A 25,340-nucleotide genomic window follows, 5' to 3' on the forward strand; every position below is an offset into this window, starting at 1 on the left:
TTAGGCTCTAATAAAATAGAGCCGCATTATATCAATATAATTATATTGAATAATAACTTACGAATATTGACTTGGTAATCCCAATGAATGAAAATGCAGCCTTTCCAATTCTAGTTAGGTGATGAATGCCGTTGTACACCTATGTCATTTCTTTCAAAGGCTCGACCCATGTTGCGCAAAGCAGTCACAGCAACTTTTACGGCTTTATTAACTGGATTGAAACTATTCCCAACCTCAGCCCTGCTCTTCGCCAAGAGCTGGCGCACAAAGCGTATCGCGGAGAGTTTTCAGCCCTTGAAAACAAAAAGCATGTCTGGAAAAAATCAATTGAATTTAACGGCAACGAGCTCATTGTTCACGCAATTCAGACTCAGACCTAACCCGGCGCTCAAGCCGACCCGCATACTGCGGGCGGCTTACCTAGTCCGTTAGCCCGCACCATAACTTTGCCGCGAATTGACGCACCAGAAAAGGATTGGCTATGATTTTCTTTACATACCAGATTCAGCAAGGCACTCCCACTCAGTTCGTAGATCATTGGTCGCTTCAATACGACCATTCTGAGGATGCGTTATATGAGCAAAACATTGGAAAGCCACTTTCTGCGGAGAAGGTTAATAGTCTTTTCGTGTGGAAAAATGGATCAAAATTGTCCAGATTAAAAGGGGAATCGATCAACAACAATTTCATCAACAAGCTTGCGGCCCTGTCCAAATTGCCATTGGATACAAGTGCGCAAGACTTTCTAACTATATTTCCAAGTGGTGGAGCAATTTGGCGGGTATTTTGGCTTCATTGCTGGCAACCTGATCGTTTTCCTATCTATGACATGCACGTTCATAGGGCGATGGAGTTCATTGAAAATCAAGACCTTCTGGAGATTCCTGCCAATGACAATGCAAAGATAGACTGCTATTTACAGCGGTATCTTCCTTTTCATGCTAAATTCAGTGGGGATCAACGCGCAATCGATCGCGCTTTATGGGCATATGGTAAATTTCTTAAGGGCTATAGGTTCCCATATCCTTCCCATGTTCGTGCAAATTCGGGCTAACATTTCATTCGAGCCGACGCCTTTCGGCGCGGCTCAATTCAAACGTTAGACTGTACACACCTATGATGCTGGGACGCACTTAAGGAAACCGTTCGATGACTACCTACACATACGAACTGTCACTTGACGATTTTGAAATGATCGCATTAATGGCAGCATTAGAAATGTACGAGAAATACTGTTCCGAGCAATTGGTCGATGGCGCCAAAGCTCCATATTTTGCACATCATAATTCCTTAAGACGCATCCAATCCAAACTCCTGAAAAACACAAGCCAGACAAGCGGAAATAATTTTTTTAATGAATACACGCTATTCAAAATTATGTTTTCAAGTGAATACCATATGTCGCCCACTGGAAATACCAAGGGATAAGTGGTGAATACTCATTCAAAGCATCGCATCGTGATTGTTGGTGGTGGCGTGGTGGTGACCGAAAACATGAGCACGCACCAAGCGTCATTCTGGTTGACCGTGATTCCGCCCATGTATGGAAGCCTATGCTCCACACGATCGCCGCAGGTACGCGCGATGTTTCCCAGCAGCAAGCCACCTATATTGGCTTGGCAAAAGACGCGGGATTTTCATTCCAACCTGGAGAACTTGCCGGACTGAATCGCAAGGCGCGTGAAATCATGCTGGCGGAGCTTCGTGCTCCGGACGGGCGGTTGCTGATCCCTGCCAGGAACCTGGCCTATGACACGCTTGTCATTGCCCTGGGCAGCCAAGCCAATGACTTCGGTACGCCGGGAGCTGTTGAGCATTGCTGGACGATCGACTCACGCACGCAGGCAGGCAGGCAGATGCTTTCAATCAGGAAGTGCGGCTGCGCATGTTGCAGTGTCTTGCGCAGGAGATTCCCCTTTCGATTGCTATCGTCGGCGGTGGGGCGACTGGTGTTGAGCTTGCCGCAGAGCTGGTCCAACTGACAGAGTTGGCTATTAGCTATGGCGCTGTTGGCCTCGCTGATCGCATCAGTATCACGCTGATCGAAAGTGGGCCAGGATTACTGGCGGCCTTTCCCAAGGACATCTCGCAAGCCACGCAAACAAGGCTTGAGTCTTTAGGAATCAGGGTTATGACGGGCACCAGCATCAAATCGGTCGAGTCTGAAGCTTTTGTGTTGGGCGATGGCAGTCGCGTAGAGGCTGCGCTGAAAGTTTGGGCAGCCGGCGTGAAAGCACCAGACTTCCTGCAAGGGCTTGATGGTTTGGAGACCGGGCGCAATAGCCAGCTCATCGTACAGCCATCCTTGCAAACCACACGAGATCAAAATATCTTTGCCGTCGGTGATTGCGCTAGCTTGATGCTGCCTGGCACCGAGCGACCGCTCCCCCTGCCGCACAGGTAGCGCATCAGCAGGTCCAACACTTGATTCGTCATCTGCCCAAAGCCATTACCAATGGCGCTCCCATCCCCGCGATGGCTTATAAGAACTTTGGTGCGCTGGTGGCACTCGGCGAATATGACGCCTTTGGTTCATTGGGTAAATTCGGCCTATCCGATGACCTCACCATTAAAGGTCGCTTGGCTCAGTTCAGCCATGCCTTGCTGTACAGGAGCCACCAAGCAAGACTACATGGTTTCTGGCGCGGCGGTTTACTGTGGTTGGTTGATCGTATCAACTCACGGGTTCGTGCAAAAATCAGGCTCGACTAGCACCGTTATGGAGGCCTCTGTGTGGGGTTAGCTGGCAAGATACAGAATCTTCAACCTGAAGAAGGGAACGCATATCATGACTTCATTTATCAGTTCCTATGCTGGTCACTGATCGTCAACTACACAATCCTATTCATTTGGTTCTTTGCGTTCGTTTTTGCTCGTAATTGGCTCCACAAGCTGCATGGCCGCTGGTTCCAGTTATCGGACACAACCTTTGAAGCCATCCATTACGGTGGCCATCTACAAGATCGGAATTTTTCTGTTAAATCTGACTCCCTTGCTGGCACTTTGGCTCATCGGCAATGGCACCTAATTCAGATGTTAGCCGTCATAGGGATGAAGCAACCAATAGGCATACTTGAGGTCAATTCACTTCGCTCATTGGCATTTGCATCATGCCTGCTGATTTCCGCCTGCGCAAGCTCCTCGCAAGAACAGGAAACCACCCAAGCGTCGGCAGCGGTGCCATCAACCTCGGTCGTACATAACTACCGTTGCGAGAGCGGAGAAACGGTTTCCGCAACCTATCCATCTACAGACTCGGCCACAGTTCAATACAAAGGCAGTCGCTACAACATGCGGATCGCGGTTTCCGGCAGCGGCGCGCGTTACGTTGGCGGTGGGTTGGAGTGGTGGACAAAGGCTTCGGGCACCGGATCTGAGGGCATTCTTCTCCGTCACATGGCAGATGGCAGATGGCACTTCTGGTGAAAGCATCGAGCTTTGCACGGAATCCTGAGTATGGTCTAATATAAACGTTAGCTGACGTGAATCATGAACCAAAAGGAGAAAACAACCATGAACCAGAAGGAAGAAACAACCATGAATCTCGTTGAAAAGAAGATGGCCGCTATTCTCCATCGCACTTGGTGGGTGCTGCTGCTGCGCGGTCTTGCAGCCATTGCATTCGGCATTCTCACCTGGGTACTGCCCGGGATCTCGCTCGGCGCTCTGGTGTTGCTCTTCGGAGTGTATGCGATGGGGGACGGCATCTTCGGCGTCTGGACCGCCATCGCAGGACGCAAGGAGCATGAGTCCTGGTGGGTATTGCTTCTCGGGGGTCTGCTCGGCATCGGTGTCGGGGTACTGACTTTCCTCGCCCCCGGGATCACCGCGCTTGCGCTCCTGTTCTACATCGCGATCTGGGCAGTCGCCACGGGTGTGCTCACGATTGTGGCCGCGATCCGCCTGCGCAAGGAGATCGAGGGTGAGTGGTGGTTCATTCTCGGCGGACTCGCCTCAGTCGTATTCGGCGTCCTCCTCATGGTGCGTCCGGGAGAGGGGGCACTCGCTCTGCTTTGGCTGATCGCCGGCTACGCCGTCATCTTCGGCGTCCTCCTCGTGATGTTGGCGTTCAAGGCGCGCACATTCAATAGTCAGGCCGCACATTCGTGAAACCACACACGAGTATCCTGCCCGCCGCTAAGTTCTCCATGAAAAATGGACTTCGCTTGTGCGGAGCGGGAAAAGTCAGCTAATAACCTGTTGTCTCTCCGAATATGAATCGGCGTTGCTGCGGCTTGCGGTGATAGGCGATGTCTAACCCAACGCTCAAGCGGGACGGTCGCTATCGCACATACCTCTTTGCTTTACGTTAGGCGCGCATGATGTCACTTCTTAGTTCACTGAAAACAAAGGCAAAAGAACTGAGGCAGTTCACGCTCATTGCGTACTACGCGGCACGCGATCCAAGAACGCCAACTCACGTTCGTATGCTCGCATTGTTCGTCGCTGCCTACGCGCTCAGTCCGATTGATCTCATCCCAGACTTCATTCCTGTTCTCGGCTACCTGGATGACCTGGTGCTTGTCCCACTGGGCCTTGCACTCTGGTTATTCGTCTGCTGCCCCCATCTGTCATGGCATCCGCCCGTGCGCGGGCGCAATACGCAACCGAGCGGCCGACCAGCAAGCTGGCGGCCAGCATCATTATTGCGATCTGGCTACTTATCCTATTTCTGGCTGGACGGTGGGCACTCTCGTTGGTGCGCACCTGACAATTCATTCATGCGTTAGTGCAGATGCAGGAAAAGCTTCTATGATTTTGATCTCAATAATGACGACAATTGAGGATTATGCTTCGCAAGAAGAAGAATTTTTGATTCCAGATTCGATACCTCTTATATTCTTTTTCCTTAATTTTCCTTATCTTAAAAAATCCAAGAGTTTCACTTAGCGAATAATAATAGTTTCCCCAATCCAAGAACCAAGGGTTCCCTGATTTACCTTTGAAGCCGGGATTATTAATATGTCACCATGTTAAACAGATTTAATGTGGAGGCGAAGATCATGAAAACTCAAAAAACTATCACAGTAACTTCTTTAATCGCTGCTTTGTTTTTCGTCGCTTTGCCATTCAGTGCAGCAAATGCAGGAGAAGTTCTGACTGCGCAGGATCATGTGCAAATGGCAAAACATCATGAAGCTTTATTAGAAGAAGCTCAGGTTAAGCTTGCAGAGCATTTAGCTGCTTTGGAAGATTATGAAGATAGACCTTATTATTATGGTCGCAGAGGTCAGGACTTTCAATCTCACGAAAAAGCCAATATCCGTGAGTATGAAAAAATTGTAGCGGAAAACAAAGCGCAAGTAGAATTGCATTACAAGCTCGCTGCTGAAAACCAAGAACCGAAATTCGTCAGCGGTATTAATAAAACTCAAGTGAACTAGAAATCTCCTTTCTAATAGTTCAGCAAGCCACTTATTATTAAGTGGCTTTTTTATTGCCTGCAAACAGATCATTAGCATGCGCTGTCAAAATGGAGTCCACCGGTTTAAGCAGCAAGCGGATTGGCATAGTACTGCTGCATAAATTGTGCTGATGACAAATAACCCGGTTTTTTTCTATCGATTATAGAAGATCTCTATGTATTCGGTAATCTCCTGAATAGCTTGTCGCCGTATTCTGAATTTCCGATGGTGTGCCAGTTCGGTTTTAAGTATTCCCCAGAAGCTTTCCATCGATGCCTTATCGTAGCAATCACCCTTGCGACTCATAAAAGTGATCATGCCAAATTGTTGCAATAAATATGGATGATCTAGGAATCTGTCGGATTTTTAGTTACCCGCTTTCTTTCTGCATTACATCTTGAAATAACTGCGAACTGATCAACCGATCCAGCCATGCAATCAGATGAGAATAAGAAGAGGCATAAAACCAATCCGGGTTGACATTACAAAACTGCCGGATGAAAGGAAAGATCGCCATATCCGCTAATGTACAACGGCCATGCATCAAGTAGCCATTCTTACTCAACCGCGTATTCAGATCAGCTAAAAAGGGTTCGGCTTGTTCGCGGTAATACGCTTCGGAATGTTCCGGAAAGCGCACGGCATATTTATACAGATCCAGCGCGGGTTTAAACGATTCGTCATTTTTCTGAATCAAGGACATGACTGCGTTTGATTTGGCCTGATCGTTCTCCAGCCAATGTTCGGGGTCATTGATGGAAAGCGCCCACTGCATGATGTCCAGGCTTTGTTCGAGCACGCTACCATCGGCAAACTTCAACACCGGCACGGTGCCTTTGGGTGAACATTCCAGCATTGCTATCGGCTTGGCACGCAAACTGATTTCCTGCATTTGCACTGCCACCCCGCTAACCTTGATCGCCAGCCGGGCACGAATCGCGAAAGGACAACGGCGGAAGGTATACAGAAGCGGCTTCATGATTCAACGAATGATGGATCGATCAGGCGTTCAGCGATTCTGCTCCCGGCTCTTCTTGATCAGATCATAGGCAGTCTGGACTTCTTTGGCTTGTTCGGTTGCCATCGCAACCATTTCCTCCGGCACGCCCTGACCCATCAATTTATCCGGATGATATTGACTCATCAGCTTGCGATAAGCGCGTTTGACTTCCTGGTCCGTACTATCCTTACTGATACCCAGCGCCCGGTAGGCATCCTCCAATGCACTGGGCGAGCTTGTTTGTCCACCGGCAAAATGCATTTGATTCTTCACCATATCAAGCAAATGATCGAATGCCGCGTGATGATACCCCATACGCGCGGCGATCTCTCTCAGAAGGTTTTCTTCGGCAGAGTTCAGCTGCCCGTCCGATAGTCCCATGATGATCAAATACACCAGCAACATCTGTTTCAAGTTACCGGATGCACCGCATACGGAAAGGAATTCGTTAATTTGCGGATGAATATCATAGTTAACCGATGAACCTTGCTTGAATAAGGCGATGGCCTTTAACCGGTGTTCGCGCGTCATGCCAAGTTTCTGCATGAATTGCTCCACATGCGATACCTCGGTTTCAGAGACACGTCCATCCGCTTTCGCCAGCTTACCCATCAATATGAAAGTAGTTTCCAGGAAGACTGATTGACGGCGCGCGGCATTAAATGGATTCATTCCAACAGAACCATACGCATTAAACCGGTCTATAAAACTTCCAACAAAATAGCCCAGGAAAATGCCCAAAAAGCCAAAGATGAAAAATCCGACGAAGGCACCAAGTATTCTAAACAATGAAATTCCAGATCAGTAAGTAAGGAGTGATAATAAATTATCTTTCGATTAAGCTATATTAATCGAATTGCCGGTGATTGAATCATTGGGATGTTGCTGCCCATTGTTCAGGCGTCAACGTTTTCATCGATAGCGCATGAATTTCCTGCTTCATTTTATCGCCCAGCGATTTGTATACCAATTGGTGTTGCTGCACGACATTCTTGCCGTTAAATTCAGGACTGACGATCAGTGCATGAAAATGAACCCCGTCATCTCCTTCCACCCACACATGTTCACAAGGTAGCGATGATTCAATATAGGTTTTAATATTCTCGGCGGTAAGCATTGTAATTCTCCTAAAGCATTATGCGCATGTAAAATAAAGCAAAATTATTTATTGCCTCAGTTTATATCCACTTCTGAGCAACTTGATGGTCAGGAGAGATATCACGACCAAGCTCACCGAGACTATCAATAAGCTAATATAGGGCGAAATATCCGATATCCCAAAAAACCCGTAGCGAAATCCATCAATCATATAGAAAAATGGATTAAAGTGAGACAAATATTGCCAACTGGATGGCAATGAATGTATGGTATAAAAGACGCCTGATAAAAACGTGAGCGGTAAAATTATAAAATTCTGAAAAGCTGCTAATTGATCGAACTTGTCAGCCAGAATTCCTGCAATTAACCCCAATGCGCCAAGTATTGCACTTCCCAGAATGACAAACGATATTGCCCACAAGGGTAATAGTAACGGAATATCAAAAAATATCAATGTAACCAGATAAACGCCCAAACCAACCAAAAGTCCGCGCGCAATGGCCGCCAGAATATACGCAAAAAATATGGCACGATACGTCATAGGTGAAAGCAAAACAAACACGATGTTGCCACTAATCTTGGATTGAATGATGCTGGAAGATGAGTTGGCAAAAGCATTCTGAATCACTGCCATCATGATCAATCCAGGGATTAGAAAAACGGCATACGCCACTTCCGGGTAAACTTCCGTGCGCGTTTCCAGCACATGAAAGAAAACCAGCAGATACAACAGCGTAGAAACCATCGGCGCTATGATGGTTTGAAAACCAACTTTCCAGAAACGCAGCAATTCTTTATGCAGCAAGGTAAAAAAACCGGTCATTGCAGTTTATTCCCGCTATTTCTGATGAGACTGACAAAAGCATCCTCCAGATCAGGTTGCTGCAAGTACATTTCCTGTATTTGCGTATTCCCAGCTCTCAAAGTCGACAGAATAAATTCTATTTGCGCATAACTATCTATTCGCAGCTCATACAAACCGTTACTACAACTTTTTTGTAACGGCTGGAGTACCGGTGGTAAACGATCGGGCAGCAATCTTATTTTTACCGAGTTGCCCGAAGCCAGTTTTCCAATCAGGTTTTGCGTGCTATCCAGCGCGATGATCTTGCCTTCTTTGAGCATCGCCACGCGGCTGCACAGTGTTTCAGCCTCCTCCAGATAATGCGTAGTCAGAACAATCGTATGCCCATCCTGGTTAAGTTGCTTGATAAACTCCCATAATGTCTGGCGCAATTCAACGTCCACCCCCGCTGTCGGTTCATCCAGAATAATGACAGGTGGTTTGTGTACCAGTGCTTGCGCAACCAGAACACGCCGTTTCATGCCTCCGGATAAAGAGCGCATATTCGCATTGGCCTTGCCGGCAAGATCGAGACGCTCAATAATTTCATCCACCCAGCGATTATTGTGCTTTATCCCGTAGTAACCGGATTGAATGAGTAAAACCTCGCGCACACTGAAAAAAGGATCAAATACCAATTCCTGCGGAACGATTCCCAAATTCCGCCGCGCCTGCTGATATTGCGTAGTGACGTTGTATCCCATTACATTGACCGAACCACTATGGGCCAGAGACAAGCCGGCAATGATATTGATCAACGTTGTTTTGCCGGCACCATTGGGTCCCAGCAATGCAAAAAATTCCCCTGGGTGGATCTCCAGATCGACATCGACCAATGCGCGAATCCCTCCAAAGTTCTTACACACGCGTATGATTTCAATCGCAGGTAACATCGTCAAAGGAATTTAACTGTAAAAGCTTCAGCGAAAGAAAAATCGCATCAGATCAAGGAGGGACTTTGGTTTATAACGGGCGACACCGGAAGCGAAATTAACTCCGCCATCCCATATAACTGAATCAGGCTGGTAAGACTTAAAGGCATATTTACAAACTGCAGCGTATGAGCATGTCCGCGCGTTGCACGCAACCATTCAAGCAGCATGCTGATTATGGTTGAATCAACTTCAGACACTTTCTCCAGATCAATCGTTAGAGGCTGATCATCAAACAGCGCAATTCCATTTCGCGTCAGCAACACAACATTATCTATAGTGACCGGACCCTGCACGACAATTCTGTCGTTATCGCGAAAAATCATGGTGGCACAAGAATCCAATCGATTCACCGCCACAACTATCTTTTTCCTTCAAGCGATTTGTTTTTATCCGTCAAGGCCTTCAAAAGCCCATCCACGCCGCCTTTACGAACCTGGCTGTTGAATGTTCCGCGATAATTCGTCACCAGGCTCACGCCAGCCACCGTAACGTCATAAACTTTCCAGCCATCCGGTTTTTTTTCCATACTGTAATCAATCGGAACCGGCTCTTTTCCTTTTCCTTGAATCACCATGGTGCGTACCTTGGTTTCAGTACGGTCACCCAGCTCAGGTAATGGATTTACTTTAATCGTTTCATCGTGATAACTTGTCAATGCATTGGAATACGTGCGTACCAGCAGGGTACGGAATTCATCCACGATCCTGTTCTGTTGCTCCGGTTGAGCTTTGGACCAATGCTGCCCCATGGCAAGCTGCGTCATGCGTGTGAAATTGAAATGCGGAAGAATTTTAGTCTCGATCAAATCGAACATTTTCTCTCTGTCACCATTCTTCAGCGTTTCATCTTTCTGGATGATCTCGATCACTTCCTTGACTGTTTTATCGACTAATCTGTCCGGCGCCAGATCCACTGACCATGCAGGCAGCGCCAGCAAATTAGAAAGCATGAGTATTATTACCCCTAGAAACCTTTTCATTATCACCTCATCAAGTTTTAAATCGTATAATCGTAATACTAACCAACCAGAATAAAATTAACAATCCAATGAATTAGGGAAACGCTGAATAATCTGGCGAATAATCAGATACAAGACGAACGGGGCAAAGCTTGATTCAGCGTTTCCTTAGAAAGAATCATCTTCCGCCGCTTTATTAAATAAAAAACGTCCGATTAATTCCTCAAGCACCATGGCCGAATTGGTTTTCATGATTTTATCACCCGCTTTGAGCATCGCCTCATCACCACCTGCAGCCAATCCGATGTACTGTTCTCCCAATAACCCCGACGTCAAGATGCTGGCAAACGTATCTTTAGGAAATTGAAACCGGGCATCCATGCTCATCGTCACGACTGCGTCGTAAGTTTCCGTACTAAACTGAATATTCGTCACGCGCCCAACAACAACACCCGCGCTTTTAACCGGGGCGCGCACCTTTAAGCCGCCGATGTTTTCAAAATTCCCTGTAATTACATAGCTTTGAGAAGGATTATAAACATTCAGGTTACCGACCTTGAGACTCAGGATCATGAGTGCAATAATCCCCATAACCACAAACAATCCCACCCATAAATCCATCGTTGTCCGCTGCATTAACTCACCCCTCTAAACATGAAAGCGGTCAAAATAAAATCAAGTCCTAAAATGACTAACGAAGAAGTCACAACCGTACGCGTAGTCGCGCCAGATACACCTTCCGCCGTGGGCGGCGCATCATATCCTTCAAAAACCGCAATCGCGGTAACCGCCACACCAAAAAAACAGCTTTTAATAAAACCATTCAAAATATCAAAGCGGAAATCAACTGCACTTTGCATCTGCGACCAGTAGGAACCTTCATCCACACCAATGAACACCACAGTAACCAGATAACCGCCAAAAACACCCATCACGGAAAACATCGCCGCCAGAAACGGCATGGAAATCACACCAGCCCAGAACCGTGGAGCGACGACACGGGCAATCGGGTCAACGGCCATCATTCCCATCGCCGCCAATTGCTCGGTTGCTTTCATCAAGCCTATTTCTGCAGTAATTGCAGAACCCGCGCGGCTGGCGAACAATAACGCGGCCACCACCGGGCCCAGTTCCCGCACCAAAGACAGCGCAACCAAGGTGCCAACGGCTGATTCCGAGCCGTATTTCTGCAACGTTTCATAGCCCTGCAAACCGAGCACCATCCCCACAAACAAGCCGGATACCACGATAATGATCAGCGACAAGACACCGGTAAAATACAACTCCCGTATGACCAGATTAAACCGGCGCAAGCTGGTGCCCGATTTTAATAGCACCAGAATAAAAAAACGGCTGGCAAGACCCAGCCGCCAGATACTTTCAATCACACGATGCCCGATACTCTGAATACCGGATACAATTCGCTTAGGCAACGCTATCCTCCAGATTCAAATCCTGCCGGTAGGCCTGGGTGGGATAATGAAACGGCACCGGTCCATCCTCTTCGCCATGAATAAATTGATGTACAAAGGGAGCGACAGATTCACGCACTTCCTGGGGCGTGCCTTCGGCCGCTATCACGCCATCTGCAATAAAATAAACATAATCAACAATCTTTAACGATTCCTCCACATTGTGCGTCACCACAATCGAAGTCATGCCGAGCGAGTCAGTAAGCCGGCGAATCAGATTACCAATCACACTGAGCGAAATCGGATCAAGCCCGGTAAATGGCTCGTCATACATGACCAACATCGGATCCAGCGCGATCGAGCGGGCCAATGCCACACGCCGCGCCATCCCGCCGGATAATTCATTGGGCATCAACCGGTGCGCGCCGCGCAAACCGACTGCCTGTAATTTCATCAATACCAGATCACGAATCATCGATTCCGGCAAATTGGTATGTTCGCGCATCTGAAACGCTACATTGTCAAACACGGACAAATCCGTAAACAATGCGCCAAACTGAAACAACATGCCCATCTTACGCCGTAGCTTGAACAGCGCATCGCGATCCAGTTCATGCACTATTTCTCCCGCAAACTTTACGTATCCTGAGGTAGGTCGAATCTCGCCGCTGATTAATCGCAGCAACGTTGTTTTGCCCGATCCGCTGCCGCCCATCACCGCGATAACCTGCCCACGGCGCATGGTCATATCGATGCCCTTCAGAATTGCGCGCGTATCATAGGAAAAATTCAGATCGCTGACTTCAATTAAATTGTCAGATGTCATTGATATAGACGATTCCATAAATGGTTATGGCTGAAAGGTTCTAATTGTAGATGATGAGGCACAAAAGGTAGGGAAAATCCAGATATCGATCAAATAGGTGTTAATTTTAATCTACTTTTCTTCGGAATATTGCGCTATATTCATTTCACCCGTATTTCTTTTACCAAAAATTTCTTAATAAATCCGCAAAAATGCATGATCTTGCACATGATCCAGCAATCTCCTTCGCGCATCAACCCGGCAGGCAATCAAAAATTCAGTGCAGCATTGATTATTCTTGTATCACGCCGATGCACCTGACTCTATCGCTGTTAGGTCATGCAAATTAATTCCATGTTTACTATCAAGAAATTTTCTCTGTTCTTTTGCCTGATTCTCAACCTTGTCACGCCCGCGCTGCTGGCAACCGAGATTTACCGCAGCGTCGATGACCGGGGCCGGGTCACCTATTCGGATGTACCCTCAACCGGTGCTCAGAAACTCGATATTATCAGTCAGCCTGGACGTCATTTACATGACGTTGCCAGGGTATACGATGGCGACACCATCATATTGGCGGACAAAAAACAGATTCGTTTATTAGGAGTCAACACTCCAGAAATAGAAAGTCGGCTACGAGCTGAAGAGCCTGGCGGAGTAGCGGCTAAAAAATGGCTGCAGGCTCAGTTGCAGGAAAACAAAGTCTATCTGGAATATGATCAAACCAAGCGGGACAAGTACAAGCGCTTGCTCGCGCACGTTTTTACCCCTGATGGCAAACATATCAACCAGGCATTGTTGGAAAACGGCCTGGCCTTCGTCAGTATCATCCCGCCCAATATACGTTACAGCGACAAATTGATTCAGGCGCAGCAGCAGGCCGAGAAACAGAAGCTCGGTATCTGGTCAATGTCGGCTTATCAACCCAAACCAATCGAACAAATCGCCAATCACAACAAAGGCTGGCAGCGGTTCATCGGAATTCCTGCATCCATTAAGAAAAGCAGAAAATACACACGGCTGATGTTTGATGACAAGATTGATATACGCATCCAGAATACCAATCTCGATCTGTTCCCCGCACTGAATATTTATGTAGGAAAATCGCTGGAGATCCGGGGTTGGGTATCACGCAACAAGGATCACTACACTGTGTTAATTCAACACCCCAGCGCGTTGATCGTACGTTAGGTGCCAATGGACAAACCGTTCCAATGTGTAGGTTCTTCTTCAAACGCTCACGTTGGCCGGGAGTTCGAGCATATCGCATATCGCTTCTTCTTGCAGCAGGGGCTTCATCTCTACCCCGGCCACATTGTTGAAGTTGGTGTCGGCTCGACAAAAAAGGCGCACGCCTTTGATCTTGGCTGTTCTGAGCAGAAAGTCGTTGTTGAATGCAAATCCCATCGCTGGACGGCTGGCCACAATGTTCCTAGCGCCAAGCTCACGGTCTGGAATGAGGCAATGTATTACTTCCATGTATCACCGCCGGACTACCGCAAGATCATGTTTGTTCTCAAAGATCTTCGTCGGGGCGGCGGAGAGAGCCTTGCAAGCTACTACCTTCGCACTTACAACCATCTTGTTCCGGTTGGCATTGAGTTCTGGGAGTATGACGAGTCAATTGGCGGCGCCTTGCGTGTTGGCACCTAACTCAGGCGATAACCACCAGAAAAAGCTAAAATCCCGATGTGCAGAAATAGCCGGAAATTTGCTTAATGTGTGTCAATCACTAAAAAATCGCTTCAGCACCTTGATCATATATTCGTGGTCTTGCACCCCTGCGCTTTCGCGAATGCTGTGCATCGCCCACATCGGACAGCCGACATCGACGCTGCGTATGCCGAGTTTCGCTGAAGCAATCGGGCCGATCGTACTGCCGCAGGGCAAGTCGCTGCGATGCGAGTAGCGTTGATAAGGAATATCCGCTTCCTTGCACCAGCGGATAAAATGTGCGGTAGAAACGCTTTCAGAACTATACCGCCGATTCGCATTAAATTTAATCGCCGGGCCTTGGTTGACAATAACGCTATGGTCCGCTTCATAAGCCGAAGCAAAATTGGGATGATAAGCATGCGCCATATCCGCACTGATCAAGAAACTGTTCGCCGATGCGCGCGACATGGCTTCCCGGTCGGATGAGGTGGCGATACTGACGCGCTGCAATACATCGGTTAGAAAACTACCCGCAGCTCCGACATGACTTCTACTGCCAATCTCTTCATGATCGAAAAATGCGCAAACCAGCGTACCCTCCACAGAATTTAATACATCCTCATCAAGCAGGGCCTGCAATCCGGCATGGCAAGATGCCAGGTTATCGATTTGACTGTTGGCATAAAATTCCTGATTTGCACCCCAGAATGCGCCTTTTTGCGTATCGTAAACCGCCAGATCCCAGGATAAAAGCTGCTCGGATTCTATTCCTGCCAACTGCGCCAATAGCGCAACAAAATAAGGCTGTGGCGGCAATTGATCCGCGGTCAATTGGGCGAACAATAGAAATAGCTCATTTTGCTTATGCAGCTTCAATCCATCTTCATTGACACCCCGGTTCAAGTGAATCGCAAGATTCGGCAAGCGTAACAATGATTGATCGATGCGCACTGATTTGTGCAAGAGCCTTCCTTGATCATCAGTATGACTAACCCGTCCGGCCAAACTCAGATCACGGTCGGTAAATGTTGCCAGAATCGGTCCGCCGTAAATTTCAACACCCAGCCGGGCAATACCATTGCTCGCAGTCGCAGCGTTTGGCCTGATGCGGAATCCCGGCGAATCCGTATGCGCCCCCACTATTTTGAAGCCTGATTCGGATGGCGCGCTACGCCCCAGCACAAACAGCACGATCGAAGAATCATCGCGCACTACGTAATACCGTCCGCCTGCCTGCAACTGCCATTTGACCGTCTCATCCAGCCGGACAAACTGAAATGCCTGGATCGCCGACTCGATCGAAGCAACGGCATGCCAGGGGCTCGGGCTTTCATCGATAAAATTCAGTAAATGCTGCGCGTATTGTTTTGCACTCATATTGCACATTGTATAAATATCAAAATACCGGCTCTTACAATCCGATATAACAGGTGTCAATCTTTGATCATCTCATTCAATTCTCGAAGCCTTGAAATTTGATTACGCCTGATATCCACAGAAAAACAGCTCACTTTTATTTAACTATATTATTTTTACGGGCTTTACACCAGAAATTCATCACAATCGCCCGTCATCGTGCAAAAACATACTTCATCCAAATGGCAACGATCTTTCCGTATTCCTGGTTTTGCAGAGTACGCTGCGAATTTCCACCGGAACTCCTTCCTTTTCGGAACAGCAAATATTCTCACATCGAAACCATTATATTAATTGAATCCGGTTAGCTATTCGGGATATTCATCCCGTTTTATTCGGGACATCTTCTTGATTGAAGCATTCAATAAAATATGTTCCCATACCAGGCGCGGAATCGAGTTCAGATATCTGCTGCATATATTGGTCATTTACATTTGAAGCGAAGTAATAATCATCTCAATTCACTGCAGAATAACGATGCAAAATCACAAACCCGGTGCTTATTGGAATACACCGGGTTATTGATTGCAGCTTTATGAAAGCTATCCCTTGCAGCCCGAATTCTCATGAAAGAATAAATTCTTATAAAATCAAGGAGACACAATGACAACAAAAACAATCAATGGCACCGGCGGCAACGATACAATTTCGGTTGCCGATAATGGCGCAGACTTCGATGTAACGCTGAACGGAAACACAACCGGTCCATTCGCCGACGATACTATTATTGTGAATGGCAGTTCCGGTAGCGATACCGTCGATTTATCCGCACTGACCTCCGCTTCCGGTGTAATCAGCGTCACTGTCAGCGGCGGTGCCGGCAACGACACGCTGACCGGCAGCACACTGGACGATACTTTCCTGGTTTCCGGCGGCGGCGAAGGCAGCGATGTCTACGATGGCGGTGACGGCAACGACACCATCAAAGCGCAAAGCAACGGCACCTTCATCCAGCTGGCGGGAAATTTCGGCGCCAGCAACAACATTGAAACCATCACCGCTGACGGTAAAGCCAACGTGACGGTTTTAGGCGATAGCGCCAGCAACACCCTGGATTTCACCGGCATTACCCTGAATGGCGTCGTGGTGGACGGAGGCTCCGGCAATGACGTCATCACCGGCAACGCTGACGCCAACACTATCCGTGGCGGCGCGGGCAACGATACGCTCAACGGCGCGGGCGGCGACGATACTTTCCTGGTTTCCGGCGGCGGCGAAGGCAGTGATGTCTACGATGGCGGTGACGGCAACGACACCATCAAAGCGCAAAGCAACGGCACCTTCATCCAGCTGGCGGGAAATTTCGGCGCCAGCAACAGCATTGAAACCATCACCGCTGACGGTAAAGCCAACGTGACGGTTTTAGGTGATAGCGCCAGCAACACCCTGGATTTCACCGGCATTACCCTGAATGGCGTCGTGGTGGACGGAGGCTCCGGCAATGACGTCATCACCGGCAACGCTGTTGACAACACTATCCGTGGCGGCGCGGGCAACGATACGCTCAACGGCGCGGGCGGCGACGATACTTTCCTGGTTTCCGGCGGCGGCGAAGGCAGTGATGTTTACAACGGTGGTACCGGCAGCGACACCATCCAGGCGCAAAGCAACGGCACCTTCATCCAGCTGGCGGGAAATTTCGGCGCCAGCAACAACATTGAAACCATCACCGCTGACGGTAAAGCCAACGTGACGGTTTTAGGTGATAGCGGCAATAATACCCTGAATTTCTCCGGCACCACGCTGACTGATGTGGTGGTTAATGGTGGCTCCGGAAACGATACCATCACCGGCAATAGCCAGATCAATACGCTTCGTGGCGGAGAAGGCGCTGATACCATCCACGGTTCTGCTGGAAACGACGCACTCTTCGGTGATGGCGGCAATGACACGTTTACGATCAACGGCAGCGGCGAAGGACTGGATACTATTAATGGCGGGTTAGGTAATGACACCTGGCTCGGTTTGGGCAATCACGACACCTTCAACGTCATCAGCGGCCTGGGCAACCTCACTTCGGTTGAAAACATCAACGGCGGCGGCGGTAATGACCGCATCCTCGCTACCGCGGGCGACGATATCCTCGATTTCACCAACGGCCCCACGCTCACCAGCATCGAAGAAATCAACGGCGGCAGCGGCAACGATACCATCACCGGCAATGGCGGCAATAACACCATACACGGCGGCGCGGGAGACGACGCGCTCAACGGCGCGGCTGGCAACGATACGTTCACGGTTAACGGCAGCGGCGAAGGGCTGGATACTATTGATGGCGGAGCAGATAATGACACCTGGCTCGGTTTGGGTAATCACGACACCTTCAACGTCATCAGCGGCCTGGGCAACCTCACCGATATTGAAAACATCGACGGCGGCGGCGGTAATGACCGCATCCTCGCTACCGCGGGCGACGATATCCTCGATTTCACCAACGGCCCCACGCTCACCAGCATCGAGGAAATCAACGGCGGCAGCGGCAACGATACCATCACCGGCAATGGCGGCAATAACACCATACACGGCGGCGCGGGAGACGACGCACTCAACGGCGCGGCTGGCGACGATACGTTCACGGTTAACGGCAGCAGCGAAGGGCTGGATACTATTGATGGCGGAGCAGATAATGACACCTGGCTCGGTTTGGGTAATCACGACACCTTCAACGTCACCAGCGGCCTGGGCAACCTCACTTCGGTTGAAAACATCGACGGCGGCGGCGGTAATGACCGCATCCTCGCTACCGCGGGCGACGATATCCTCGATTTCACCAACGGCCCTACGCTCACCAGCATCGAGGAAATCAACGGCGGCAGCGGCAACGACAACATCACCGGCAATGGCGGCAATAACACCATACACGGCGGCGCGGGCAACGATACGCTCTTCGGCGCGGCTGGCGACGATACGTTCACGGTTAACGGCAGCGGCGAAGGACTGGATACTGTTAATGGCGGGTTAGATAATGACACCTGGCTCGGTTTGGGTAATCACGACACCTTCAACGTCATCAGCGGCCTGGGCAACCTCACCGATATTGAAAACATCGACGGCGGCGGCGGTAATGACCGCATCCTCGCTACCGCGGGCGACGATATCCTCGATTTCACCAACGGCCCCACGCTCACCAGCATCGAGGAAATCAACGGCGGCAACGGCAACGACAACATCACCGGCAATGGCGGCAATAACACCATACACGGCGGCGCGGGCAACGATACGCTCTTCGGCGCGGCTGGCGACGATACGTTCACGGTTAACGGCAGCGGCGAAGGACTGGATACTGTTAATGGCGGGTTAGGTGATGACACCTGGCTCGGTTTGGGTAATCACGACACCTTCAACGTCACCAGCGGCCTGGGCAACCTCACCGATATTGAAAACATCGACGGCGGCGGCGGTAATGACCGCATCCTCGCTACCGCGGACGACGATATCCTCGATTTCACCAGCGGCCTTACGCTCACCAGCATCGAAGAAATCAACGGCGGCAGCGGCAACGATACCATCACCGTTTCCAACGCCTTGGCAACGAATTACCGAGGCAGCGCGGGCAATGATACCTTTGTCGTCACGACATCCTCTGCGCAATCCACCATTCTGGACTTTGATGATTCTGGTGACGATGTCATCAATCTCAGCAACTTCGGGCTTACGCTTGCTCAAATCCAGGCTCTGTCAACTACTGAAGGCGCCAATGTGCGTATTGACCTGACTTCAGCCGCTGGAAGCGGTGATATCATCCTGGTCGGAACGACACTGGCCAGTCTGGACTTCACTGGCAGCAGCGACTTTATTGTCTGATCGCTATAAAGCAAGCCTATAAACCAGGGGAAGGGATTTATTAACCTTCCCCCGGTTATGCCGGATTCCGCTAATCATCCCCGCCTTTACCCTGGTCGACATCCAGCGCTCTCACCAGACTAGCGCGATTTCCCCAGGCGTTCCTGATATAGGACACCACGAGCGCCACTTCCTCATTACGTAAAATCTGCTGGAACGGCGGCATTCCATAGGGCCGGGGATTTCCTGCCGTCGTGGCCGGATAACCGCCATTCAACACGCTGCGAATGACGTTCAATGGTGAATCCATCACCACGCCCCGGTTACCCGCCAGCGCGGGATAAATGCCCGGAGCACCTTTTCCGTCAGCGCCATGACACTCCTGACAATATTCCCGATAAATTTTCCCACCCAGCTCCAGATGTCTCCGCAAGCTGCCTGATATCACCGAAAAATGAACACCAGGCGCATTACCCGTGTCATTTTCTGTCAGTGATTTGAGATAGGTGGACATCGCGAGAACATCTTCCTGCGATAAATATTGCAGGCTTTGCCTGACGACAGTCGCCATAGGACCCGAAGCCACAGCACGCTCTGTGATGCCCGTTGTCAGCAGCGCGGCAATTTCCTCGATTTCCCAATCGCCGCTGCCTGCTTCCAGATGCGAAGATAGAGAAGGGGCGTACCAATTCATGCCCATTATTTGCCCGCCTGCCAATGCGTTATCCTGACTCGCCCCCAGCATATTGCGGGTGGTATGGCAGGCATTGCAATGACCTAGCCCCTGCACCAGATAGGCACCGCGATTCCATGCCGTGCTTTTGGATTGATCCGGTTCATAAACACCCTCTTTAAAATACAAGGTGCGCCAGACCGCGAGCAATGCTCTGGAATTATAGGGAAAGAAAATATCGTGCGCCGGATTAGCCTGCGAAACGGGTGGCAGCGACTGCAGATAGGCAAAAATCGCATCGGCGTCTTGCCGCGTCACTTTGGTATATTCGGTATAGGGAAAAGCAGGATATAGAAGCCGCCCATCGCGCGACTTGCCCTGATGCAACGCCTGCCAGAAATCCTGTTGATTCCACAGGCCGATCCCCGTTTCTTTATCAGGGGTGATATTAGGTGTAATAAATACACCGAATGACGTGGACAAGCGGCGTCCACCCGCAAATGGCTGCCCGCCCTTGGTCGTATGACATCCCATGCAATTACCGACACGGGCCAGATAAGCGCCATAATCCACTGCGTCCACTACGCCGGGATCTTCCGCTGCACCAGCCATGACTTTCCCGGGCATCGCCAGCAAAACGGATGCCAGTAATATCCCGCATATCCACGGCAAGGTAATATTTCTCCAATAGCTTATTATTACGCTGAATATCATAACCCCGTGCCTCATTCTGCACCTCCGTGTTCCAAGATAGTCTGACTGCACCGATCCACCAATTCGGGTGAAAGTTCATTGAATGAACCGGGCTTTCCGGAAACCGATTGATTCGCCAGCCATTTCGCAACTGCATTGACTTCATTCTCGGTCAACTGGTTAGCGATTTCAGACATGCAATCGGATGTCTGAATCCGCATAATGCCTCCGTTACGCCACCCGCCCAGTTGCGCTGTGATATAAGCACGGGACAATCCAACCAAGCCCGGGATAGCAGGTTCCACGCCCATCAGAATATCCCCGTGGCAGGCACTGCATGCCGGGATATTGCGCTCCGGATATCCTGAATAAACAAGATGCCGCGCCAGCTCGATTTCCTCGGGCAGCATTTGTATCTGCTCGGGGTGCGGATAGGGTAACTGCAAAGAAGAAAAATACTGTGCCATTTCCCGCAGATATTCATCCGACATATTTTCCAGCAAAATGGCCATGGCGTGATAATAGCGCCGGCCATCCCTGAAATTGCGTAACTGATTAAAAATATATCCCTGCGGTTTACCCGCTATACGAGGATAATATGCATCGCGCCCTGCTTTGCCTTCAGCGTTATGACAGATGGTGCACGCCTTAACCCGCTCAGCCATGGTATCGGGCACTGCGTTGCCATTGGCGTTCGCCACGTTCGTAATACAGAACAACATCAATATAATAAAACGTATCATTTAAATTTTTTCCGCAATTTATAAACCCAGATCAATAGTGCGTAGTGCGCACGTCACACGCTCTCCCTATTCAATTTTTAATTCGGCATCTTGAAAAATTTTGCAGCTCGTGATCTGCAATTTAACACAGGTTATCCGTTGAAAACCTGGAAACATTTGGCTTGATACGCGCTTTCACGATAGGGTCGATTGAACTGAGCAACAGCCAGTTTGCACGACCGCTTATGAGAAACATACCGCTAATTGATGGTAATAACAATATGCTATCAAGCAATGCGCTATCAAGCAGAAATATTAAGATTGCCACTTCTTTCTGACCAGTAAAACAATTAAAAATGCCCGTATCATGAGCGGTATAGTCGTCGCGGATCCGGTTTATCGCCCCGACATGCGCTTGTTCCTCAACATTGGTTGGGTCAGCTTGAGTCTATTCATTCTTTATCTGCATGGTGGATAAAGAATCCGGCATTACAAATCCGTAATTCCCCGCTTTCTTAACAAAAATTTCTCGAATTCAATCAGTAGAAATAAAATCAAACTAACCGCAATGATCCGCCCCCAAGTTGCTGCATCCAGCGCTGTCGTGCCAAACAATTGCTGCATGACGGGCCAATAGGTAAACAACATCTGCAGTACCAGCAATAAACCGATCGCCCATAAAACATAGCGATTGCCCAGAAACCCCTGGCGCGAATAAACAGAAGCCACCAGATAGCGGCAATTGAACAAATAAACGATTTCACACATCACCAGCGCATTCACCACCACCGTGCGGCTTAATTCAACGCTGGAACCCTGCAGGGTTTCCCAGATATAGAGTGCGAAGCCGCCACTGATCATTAACAAGGAAACGAAGACAATGCGCCACACCAGAAATCCTGACAAAATTGATGCGTTGGGATCATGCGGCGCACGCGACATCACCCCGCTTTCCGGCCGCTCGAAAGACAGTGAAATCGCCAGCGTCACCGTCGTCACCATATTGATCCACAAAATCTGCACGGGTGTGATGGGCAAAGCCATACCCAGAATTATGGCGAGCATCAGGATACCCGCCTCGCCGCTACTGGTCGGTAGAATGTAGACAACCGTTTTGCGGATATTATCGTAGACCGTGCGGCCTTCCTCCACGGCGTGGGTGATCGACGCAAAGTTATCGTCTGTCAACACCATTTCTGCCGCTTCTTTCGCGACTTCAGTGCCTTTCTGTCCCATCGCGACGCCAATATCGGCACGCTTTAACGCCGGAGCATCATTCACGCCGTCTCCCGTCATTGCGACAACCTCGCCGTTTTCCTGCAAGGCTGTCACCAGCCGCAGTTTATGCTCGGGATTAGCGCGTGCGAAAATCTCCATATCGGCTGCAACCTGACGCAATTGCGTATCATCCATATCGTCCAGTTCAATGCCCGTAATAGCGCGCTGGCCATCCCCAATGCCTAATTTCGCGCCAATCGCACAGGCGGTAATGCGATGATCACCCGTGATCATTTTGACCTGAATACCGGCCGCATGACACTGCTGCACGGCGGTAATGGCTTCCTCGCGCGGCGGATCGATAATGCCAACCAGCCCGAGCAAGGTAAATCCCGCTTCAGCATCGGAGAATGCCAGCGTTTTCTGTTTTGCCTGCACCTTGCGGCTGGCCAGGGCCAGTATGCGCTGACCGGTTTCACTGGCTGCGCTTATTTTGGTATGCCATAAATCAAGTTGAATCGGATCGTCATTGCCTTGATTGCGCTGATGGCTGCACATGGTCAACACTTCTTCCGGGGCGCCTTTGACATAAATTGAACCATGTCCGGCAGGGTCATGATGCAATGTCGCCATGAAGCGATGTTCCGATTCAAAAGGAATCACATCCACGCGCGGTAATGCTTGCTGCCCGGAAATCGAATCCAATCCCGCCTTCATTGCCAACGTAACCAGTGCGCCTTCGGTCGGGTCGCCCTGGATATCCCATCGGTCATCATGCTGGTGCAGCGATGCATCGTTACACAGTAATCCGGCTCGGAACAATTCCAGCATATCGGCATCATCCGCAATCTCGATTTCCTTTCCATTCCGGCTAAAACCGCCGACTGGTGCATAACCTACGCCACTGACCTGCAATTGATCAGACGCAGTCATGACACTTTGCACGGTCATCTCGTTGCGCGTCAGCGTGCCGGTCTTATCCGTGCAGATAACGGTTACCGCACCCAGTGTTTCCACTGCGGGCAACCTGCGTACAATGGCGCTGCGCCGCGCCATATTCTGCACCCCCAGCGCCAGCGTGATCGTCATGATGGCGGGTAATCCTTCCGGAATTGCGGCGATAGCCATGCTCACCGCAGCCATGAAAATCTCGCCCAGAGGATAATCACGCAGCAAAAAACCATAGACAAACAGGCTCACAGCCAGAAGTAGAATCACAACCGTCAGCCAACGGCCAAAAACTGCCATTTGCCGCAGTAGCGGTGAAACCAGCTTATCGACTTGCGCGATCATCTGGCTAATACGCCCAATCTCGGTATGCTGGCCGGTGGCAACCACAACGCCCATCCCTTGGCCATAAACCACCAGCGTACCCGAATACGCCATGCAGAAACGGTCTCCGATCGCCGTCACGGCATCGACCGCTGAAATCGATTTCTCGACCGCCAAGGATTCACCGGTCAACGCAGCCTCTTCGATACGCAGATTTTTACAACTGAGCAACCTGATATCTGCAGGTACCTTGTCACCGGATTGCAGCAGCACCATATCCCCCGGCACCAATTGCTCCGCCGGAACCTGCATCCGATGTCCTTCGCGCAATACCATCGCGTTGAGCGACAGCATGCGCCGGATCGCATTGAGCGCTTTTTCCGCCTTGCCTTCCTGGATAAAACCGATGATGGCGTTAATAATCACGACGCCCAGAATAACGCCGCTATCCACCCAATGCCCCATAAATGCCGTCACCATCGATGCACCCAACAGGATATAAATCAGTACATTATGAAATTGCAACAAGAAACGGATAACAGCGCTTTCCGGTTTGGGCGGTTTTAAGCGATTGGTGCCATATTTTTCCCGGCGAAGCCTGGCTTCCGATTGTGACAAACCACCCTGCCCGGTAGCAAACGCCTGCAGAACGCTTTCTGCCGCATAACTGTGCCATACGGGTGGTTTAGCAACGAACGAATCGGGATCATACGACATGAATCTTTTCCTTTGACGCAAGAAGCGAACAAGCCAGGTTATCAGGAATAATTTGTACTTGAATATCCAGTACCGCTACAATGGAAAGCATTATTTTCACTTTAACATGCAAATGGGGCTTTCCATGAAATACTCTATCATTCTGATGACACTGATGACCATCCTCTTTACCACCTGGGTACAGGCATCCGGCCGCGTGCCGTTTGGACATCAGGTTATCGAGGTACAAAACTACAGCCGCGCTACGGAACAAATCGCCATTTCCGGAATGATCAGCGATGGCGGCACGCAAGCTTTGGCCGCCACCGGATTTAAAACCGTCATTGATTTGCGCACTAAAAATGAAGGAACGGCCGAGGAAAAAGCGCTCGTCGACAGAGCCGGCATGATGTACTTCAACATTCCGACCACGGTTGCCGGAATCACGCGTGAACAGGTGGCCGAATTTACCAAAATCATCGAATCCGCCCAAAAACCGGTCTTGATTCATTGCGGATCGGGTAATCGCGCCAGCGCCATGTGGGCCAGTTATCGCATTACCCAAGGCGTTGAACCGGAAGCAGCCATCGAAGAAGCGCGCAAAATGGGCTTGCGTCCCCCACTCGAAGAAAAGCTTCGTGAAATCATGCTGAACTAGGGCCTGTTAACACTATTTGATATAATGCGGTGATGTAAATCACCGAAAGCCAATATCAACAGATCGAACACTGTATGCCGCGCCAACGTGGCAATG

27 protein-coding genes and 2 pseudogenes are annotated in these 25,340 nt (G+C 49.7%); 14 read left to right on the plus strand and 15 right to left on the minus strand.

Annotated features, from left to right (window positions below):
- Positions 1–125: 125 nt before the first annotated feature.
- From C4S39_RS12795 to C4S39_RS12835, 10 genes and pseudogenes are all read left to right on the plus strand, one after another.
- Positions 126–380, plus strand: a complete 255-nt coding sequence (locus C4S39_RS12795) for a hypothetical protein (protein ID WP_103967356.1) — start codon at positions 126–128, stop codon at positions 378–380.
- A gap of 101 nt (positions 381–481) precedes the next feature.
- Positions 482–1,054: a hypothetical protein gene (locus C4S39_RS12800; protein WP_103967357.1), complete on the plus strand. Its 573-nt coding sequence runs from the start codon at positions 482–484 to the stop codon at positions 1,052–1,054.
- A 95-nt stretch (positions 1,055–1,149) separates the two neighbouring features.
- Positions 1,150–1,428 carry a hypothetical protein gene (locus tag C4S39_RS12805; RefSeq protein WP_103967358.1) on the plus strand — a complete coding sequence of 93 codons (279 nt, stop codon included), beginning with the start codon at positions 1,150–1,152 and terminating at the stop codon, positions 1,426–1,428.
- A gap of 3 nt (positions 1,429–1,431) precedes the next feature.
- Positions 1,432–1,668: a hypothetical protein gene (locus C4S39_RS15385; RefSeq protein ID WP_181023825.1), complete on the plus strand. Its 237-nt coding sequence runs from the start codon at positions 1,432–1,434 to the stop codon at positions 1,666–1,668.
- Between the two features lie 148 nt (positions 1,669–1,816).
- Positions 1,817–2,404 (plus strand): NAD(P)/FAD-dependent oxidoreductase, encoded by a 588-nt coding sequence (locus C4S39_RS15570; RefSeq protein ID WP_219817963.1) that lies wholly within the window; start codon positions 1,817–1,819, stop codon positions 2,402–2,404.
- Positions 2,405–2,424: 20 nt separating this feature from the next.
- Positions 2,425–2,712 (plus strand): hypothetical protein, encoded by a 288-nt coding sequence (locus tag C4S39_RS15575; protein WP_219817964.1) that lies wholly within the window; start codon positions 2,425–2,427, stop codon positions 2,710–2,712.
- 21 nt (positions 2,713–2,733) lie between these two features.
- Positions 2,734–3,426 carry a DUF6868 family protein gene (locus C4S39_RS15580; protein ID WP_219817965.1) on the plus strand — a complete coding sequence of 231 codons (693 nt, stop codon included), beginning with the start codon at positions 2,734–2,736 and terminating at the stop codon, positions 3,424–3,426.
- Between the two features lie 87 nt (positions 3,427–3,513).
- A complete protein-coding gene (locus C4S39_RS12825) occupies positions 3,514–4,110 on the plus strand; it encodes an HdeD family acid-resistance protein (RefSeq protein WP_258039444.1) in 597 nt (198 codons plus the stop codon).
- 275 nt (positions 4,111–4,385) lie between these two features.
- Positions 4,386–4,711: pseudogene (locus C4S39_RS12830) on the plus strand (YkvA family protein); the annotation flags it as partial.
- Positions 4,712–5,003: 292 nt separating this feature from the next.
- Positions 5,004–5,384, plus strand: coding sequence for a hypothetical protein (locus C4S39_RS12835; protein ID WP_103967359.1), 381 nt, complete (start codon positions 5,004–5,006; stop codon positions 5,382–5,384).
- Positions 5,385–5,488: 104 nt separating this feature from the next.
- Here C4S39_RS12835 and C4S39_RS15905 read toward each other — a convergent pair.
- From C4S39_RS15905 to C4S39_RS12890, 11 genes and pseudogenes are all read right to left on the minus strand, one after another.
- Positions 5,489–5,771 (minus strand): annotated as a pseudogene (locus tag C4S39_RS15905) (IS3 family transposase); the annotation flags it as partial.
- Positions 5,772–5,775: 4 nt separating this feature from the next.
- Positions 5,776–6,384, minus strand: a complete 609-nt coding sequence (locus C4S39_RS12845) for a glutathione S-transferase (RefSeq protein ID WP_103967361.1) — start codon at positions 6,382–6,384, stop codon at positions 5,776–5,778.
- 30 nt (positions 6,385–6,414) lie between these two features.
- Positions 6,415–7,194, minus strand: coding sequence for a co-chaperone DjlA (gene djlA / locus C4S39_RS12850; protein ID WP_103967362.1), 780 nt, complete (start codon positions 7,192–7,194; stop codon positions 6,415–6,417).
- An 82-nt stretch (positions 7,195–7,276) separates the two neighbouring features.
- Positions 7,277–7,522: a BolA family protein gene (locus tag C4S39_RS12855; protein WP_103967363.1), complete on the minus strand. Its 246-nt coding sequence runs from the start codon at positions 7,520–7,522 to the stop codon at positions 7,277–7,279.
- Between the two features lie 48 nt (positions 7,523–7,570).
- Positions 7,571–8,326, minus strand: coding sequence for an ABC transporter permease (locus tag C4S39_RS12860; RefSeq protein ID WP_103967364.1), 756 nt, complete (start codon positions 8,324–8,326; stop codon positions 7,571–7,573).
- Complete coding sequence (locus tag C4S39_RS12865) at positions 8,323–9,240, minus strand: ABC transporter ATP-binding protein (RefSeq protein WP_103967365.1); 918 nt, start codon at positions 9,238–9,240, stop codon at positions 8,323–8,325. The genes C4S39_RS12860 and C4S39_RS12865 overlap by 4 nt, the downstream gene beginning before the upstream one ends.
- Before the next feature lie 47 nt (positions 9,241–9,287).
- Entirely contained in the window at positions 9,288–9,638 is a 351-nt protein-coding gene (locus tag C4S39_RS12870; protein ID WP_103967366.1) for an STAS domain-containing protein, read from the minus strand.
- A 2-nt stretch (positions 9,639–9,640) separates the two neighbouring features.
- Positions 9,641–10,261, minus strand: a complete 621-nt coding sequence (locus tag C4S39_RS12875) for an MlaC/ttg2D family ABC transporter substrate-binding protein (RefSeq protein WP_103967367.1) — start codon at positions 10,259–10,261, stop codon at positions 9,641–9,643.
- Positions 10,262–10,408: 147 nt separating this feature from the next.
- Positions 10,409–10,876 (minus strand): outer membrane lipid asymmetry maintenance protein MlaD, encoded by a 468-nt coding sequence (gene mlaD / locus C4S39_RS12880; protein WP_103967368.1) that lies wholly within the window; start codon positions 10,874–10,876, stop codon positions 10,409–10,411.
- Entirely contained in the window at positions 10,876–11,673 is a 798-nt protein-coding gene (mlaE, locus tag C4S39_RS12885; RefSeq protein WP_103967369.1) for a lipid asymmetry maintenance ABC transporter permease subunit MlaE, read from the minus strand. Before mlaE ends, mlaD begins: the two co-directional genes overlap by 1 nt.
- A complete protein-coding gene (locus tag C4S39_RS12890; protein WP_103967370.1) occupies positions 11,666–12,478 on the minus strand; it encodes an ABC transporter ATP-binding protein in 813 nt (270 codons plus the stop codon). Before C4S39_RS12890 ends, mlaE begins: the two co-directional genes overlap by 8 nt.
- Before the next feature lie 333 nt (positions 12,479–12,811).
- On the opposite strand from C4S39_RS12890, the gene C4S39_RS12895 reads away from it, so the two are divergent.
- Positions 12,812–13,648, plus strand: coding sequence for a thermonuclease family protein (locus tag C4S39_RS12895; RefSeq protein WP_258039445.1), 837 nt, complete (start codon positions 12,812–12,814; stop codon positions 13,646–13,648).
- Positions 13,649–13,654: 6 nt separating this feature from the next.
- Entirely contained in the window at positions 13,655–14,110 is a 456-nt protein-coding gene (locus C4S39_RS12900) for a hypothetical protein (RefSeq protein ID WP_103967372.1), read from the plus strand.
- Between the two features lie 72 nt (positions 14,111–14,182).
- On the opposite strand, the gene C4S39_RS12905 is transcribed toward C4S39_RS12900, so the two are convergent.
- Positions 14,183–15,490, minus strand: coding sequence for a M18 family aminopeptidase (locus C4S39_RS12905; RefSeq protein WP_103967380.1), 1,308 nt, complete (start codon positions 15,488–15,490; stop codon positions 14,183–14,185).
- A 642-nt stretch (positions 15,491–16,132) separates the two neighbouring features.
- On the opposite strand from C4S39_RS12905, the gene C4S39_RS15180 reads away from it, so the two are divergent.
- The gene (locus C4S39_RS15180; protein ID WP_146059771.1) at positions 16,133–19,333 is read left to right on the plus strand and encodes a beta strand repeat-containing protein; all 3,201 of its coding nucleotides are present in this window, start codon (positions 16,133–16,135) and stop codon (positions 19,331–19,333) included.
- A 70-nt stretch (positions 19,334–19,403) separates the two neighbouring features.
- Here C4S39_RS15180 and C4S39_RS12935 read toward each other — a convergent pair whose 3' ends face one another.
- From C4S39_RS12935 to C4S39_RS12945, 3 genes are all read right to left on the minus strand, one after another.
- Complete coding sequence (locus C4S39_RS12935) at positions 19,404–20,714, minus strand: cytochrome c (protein WP_103967373.1); 1,311 nt, start codon at positions 20,712–20,714, stop codon at positions 19,404–19,406.
- Entirely contained in the window at positions 20,711–21,421 is a 711-nt protein-coding gene (locus C4S39_RS12940) for a c-type cytochrome (protein ID WP_103967374.1), read from the minus strand. Before C4S39_RS12940 ends, C4S39_RS12935 begins: the two co-directional genes overlap by 4 nt.
- A gap of 468 nt (positions 21,422–21,889) precedes the next feature.
- Positions 21,890–24,607 carry a cation-transporting P-type ATPase gene (locus C4S39_RS12945; RefSeq protein ID WP_103967375.1) on the minus strand — a complete coding sequence of 906 codons (2,718 nt, stop codon included), beginning with the start codon at positions 24,605–24,607 and terminating at the stop codon, positions 21,890–21,892.
- Positions 24,608–24,731: 124 nt separating this feature from the next.
- On the opposite strand from C4S39_RS12945, the gene C4S39_RS12950 reads away from it, so the two are divergent.
- Complete coding sequence (locus tag C4S39_RS12950; RefSeq protein ID WP_103967382.1) at positions 24,732–25,244, plus strand: fused DSP-PTPase phosphatase/NAD kinase-like protein; 513 nt, start codon at positions 24,732–24,734, stop codon at positions 25,242–25,244.
- Positions 25,245–25,340 lie beyond the last annotated feature (96 nt).

Source organism: Nitrosomonas ureae (assembly GCF_900108305.1).
Classification (GTDB): domain Bacteria; phylum Pseudomonadota; class Gammaproteobacteria; order Burkholderiales; family Nitrosomonadaceae; genus Nitrosomonas; species Nitrosomonas ureae_B.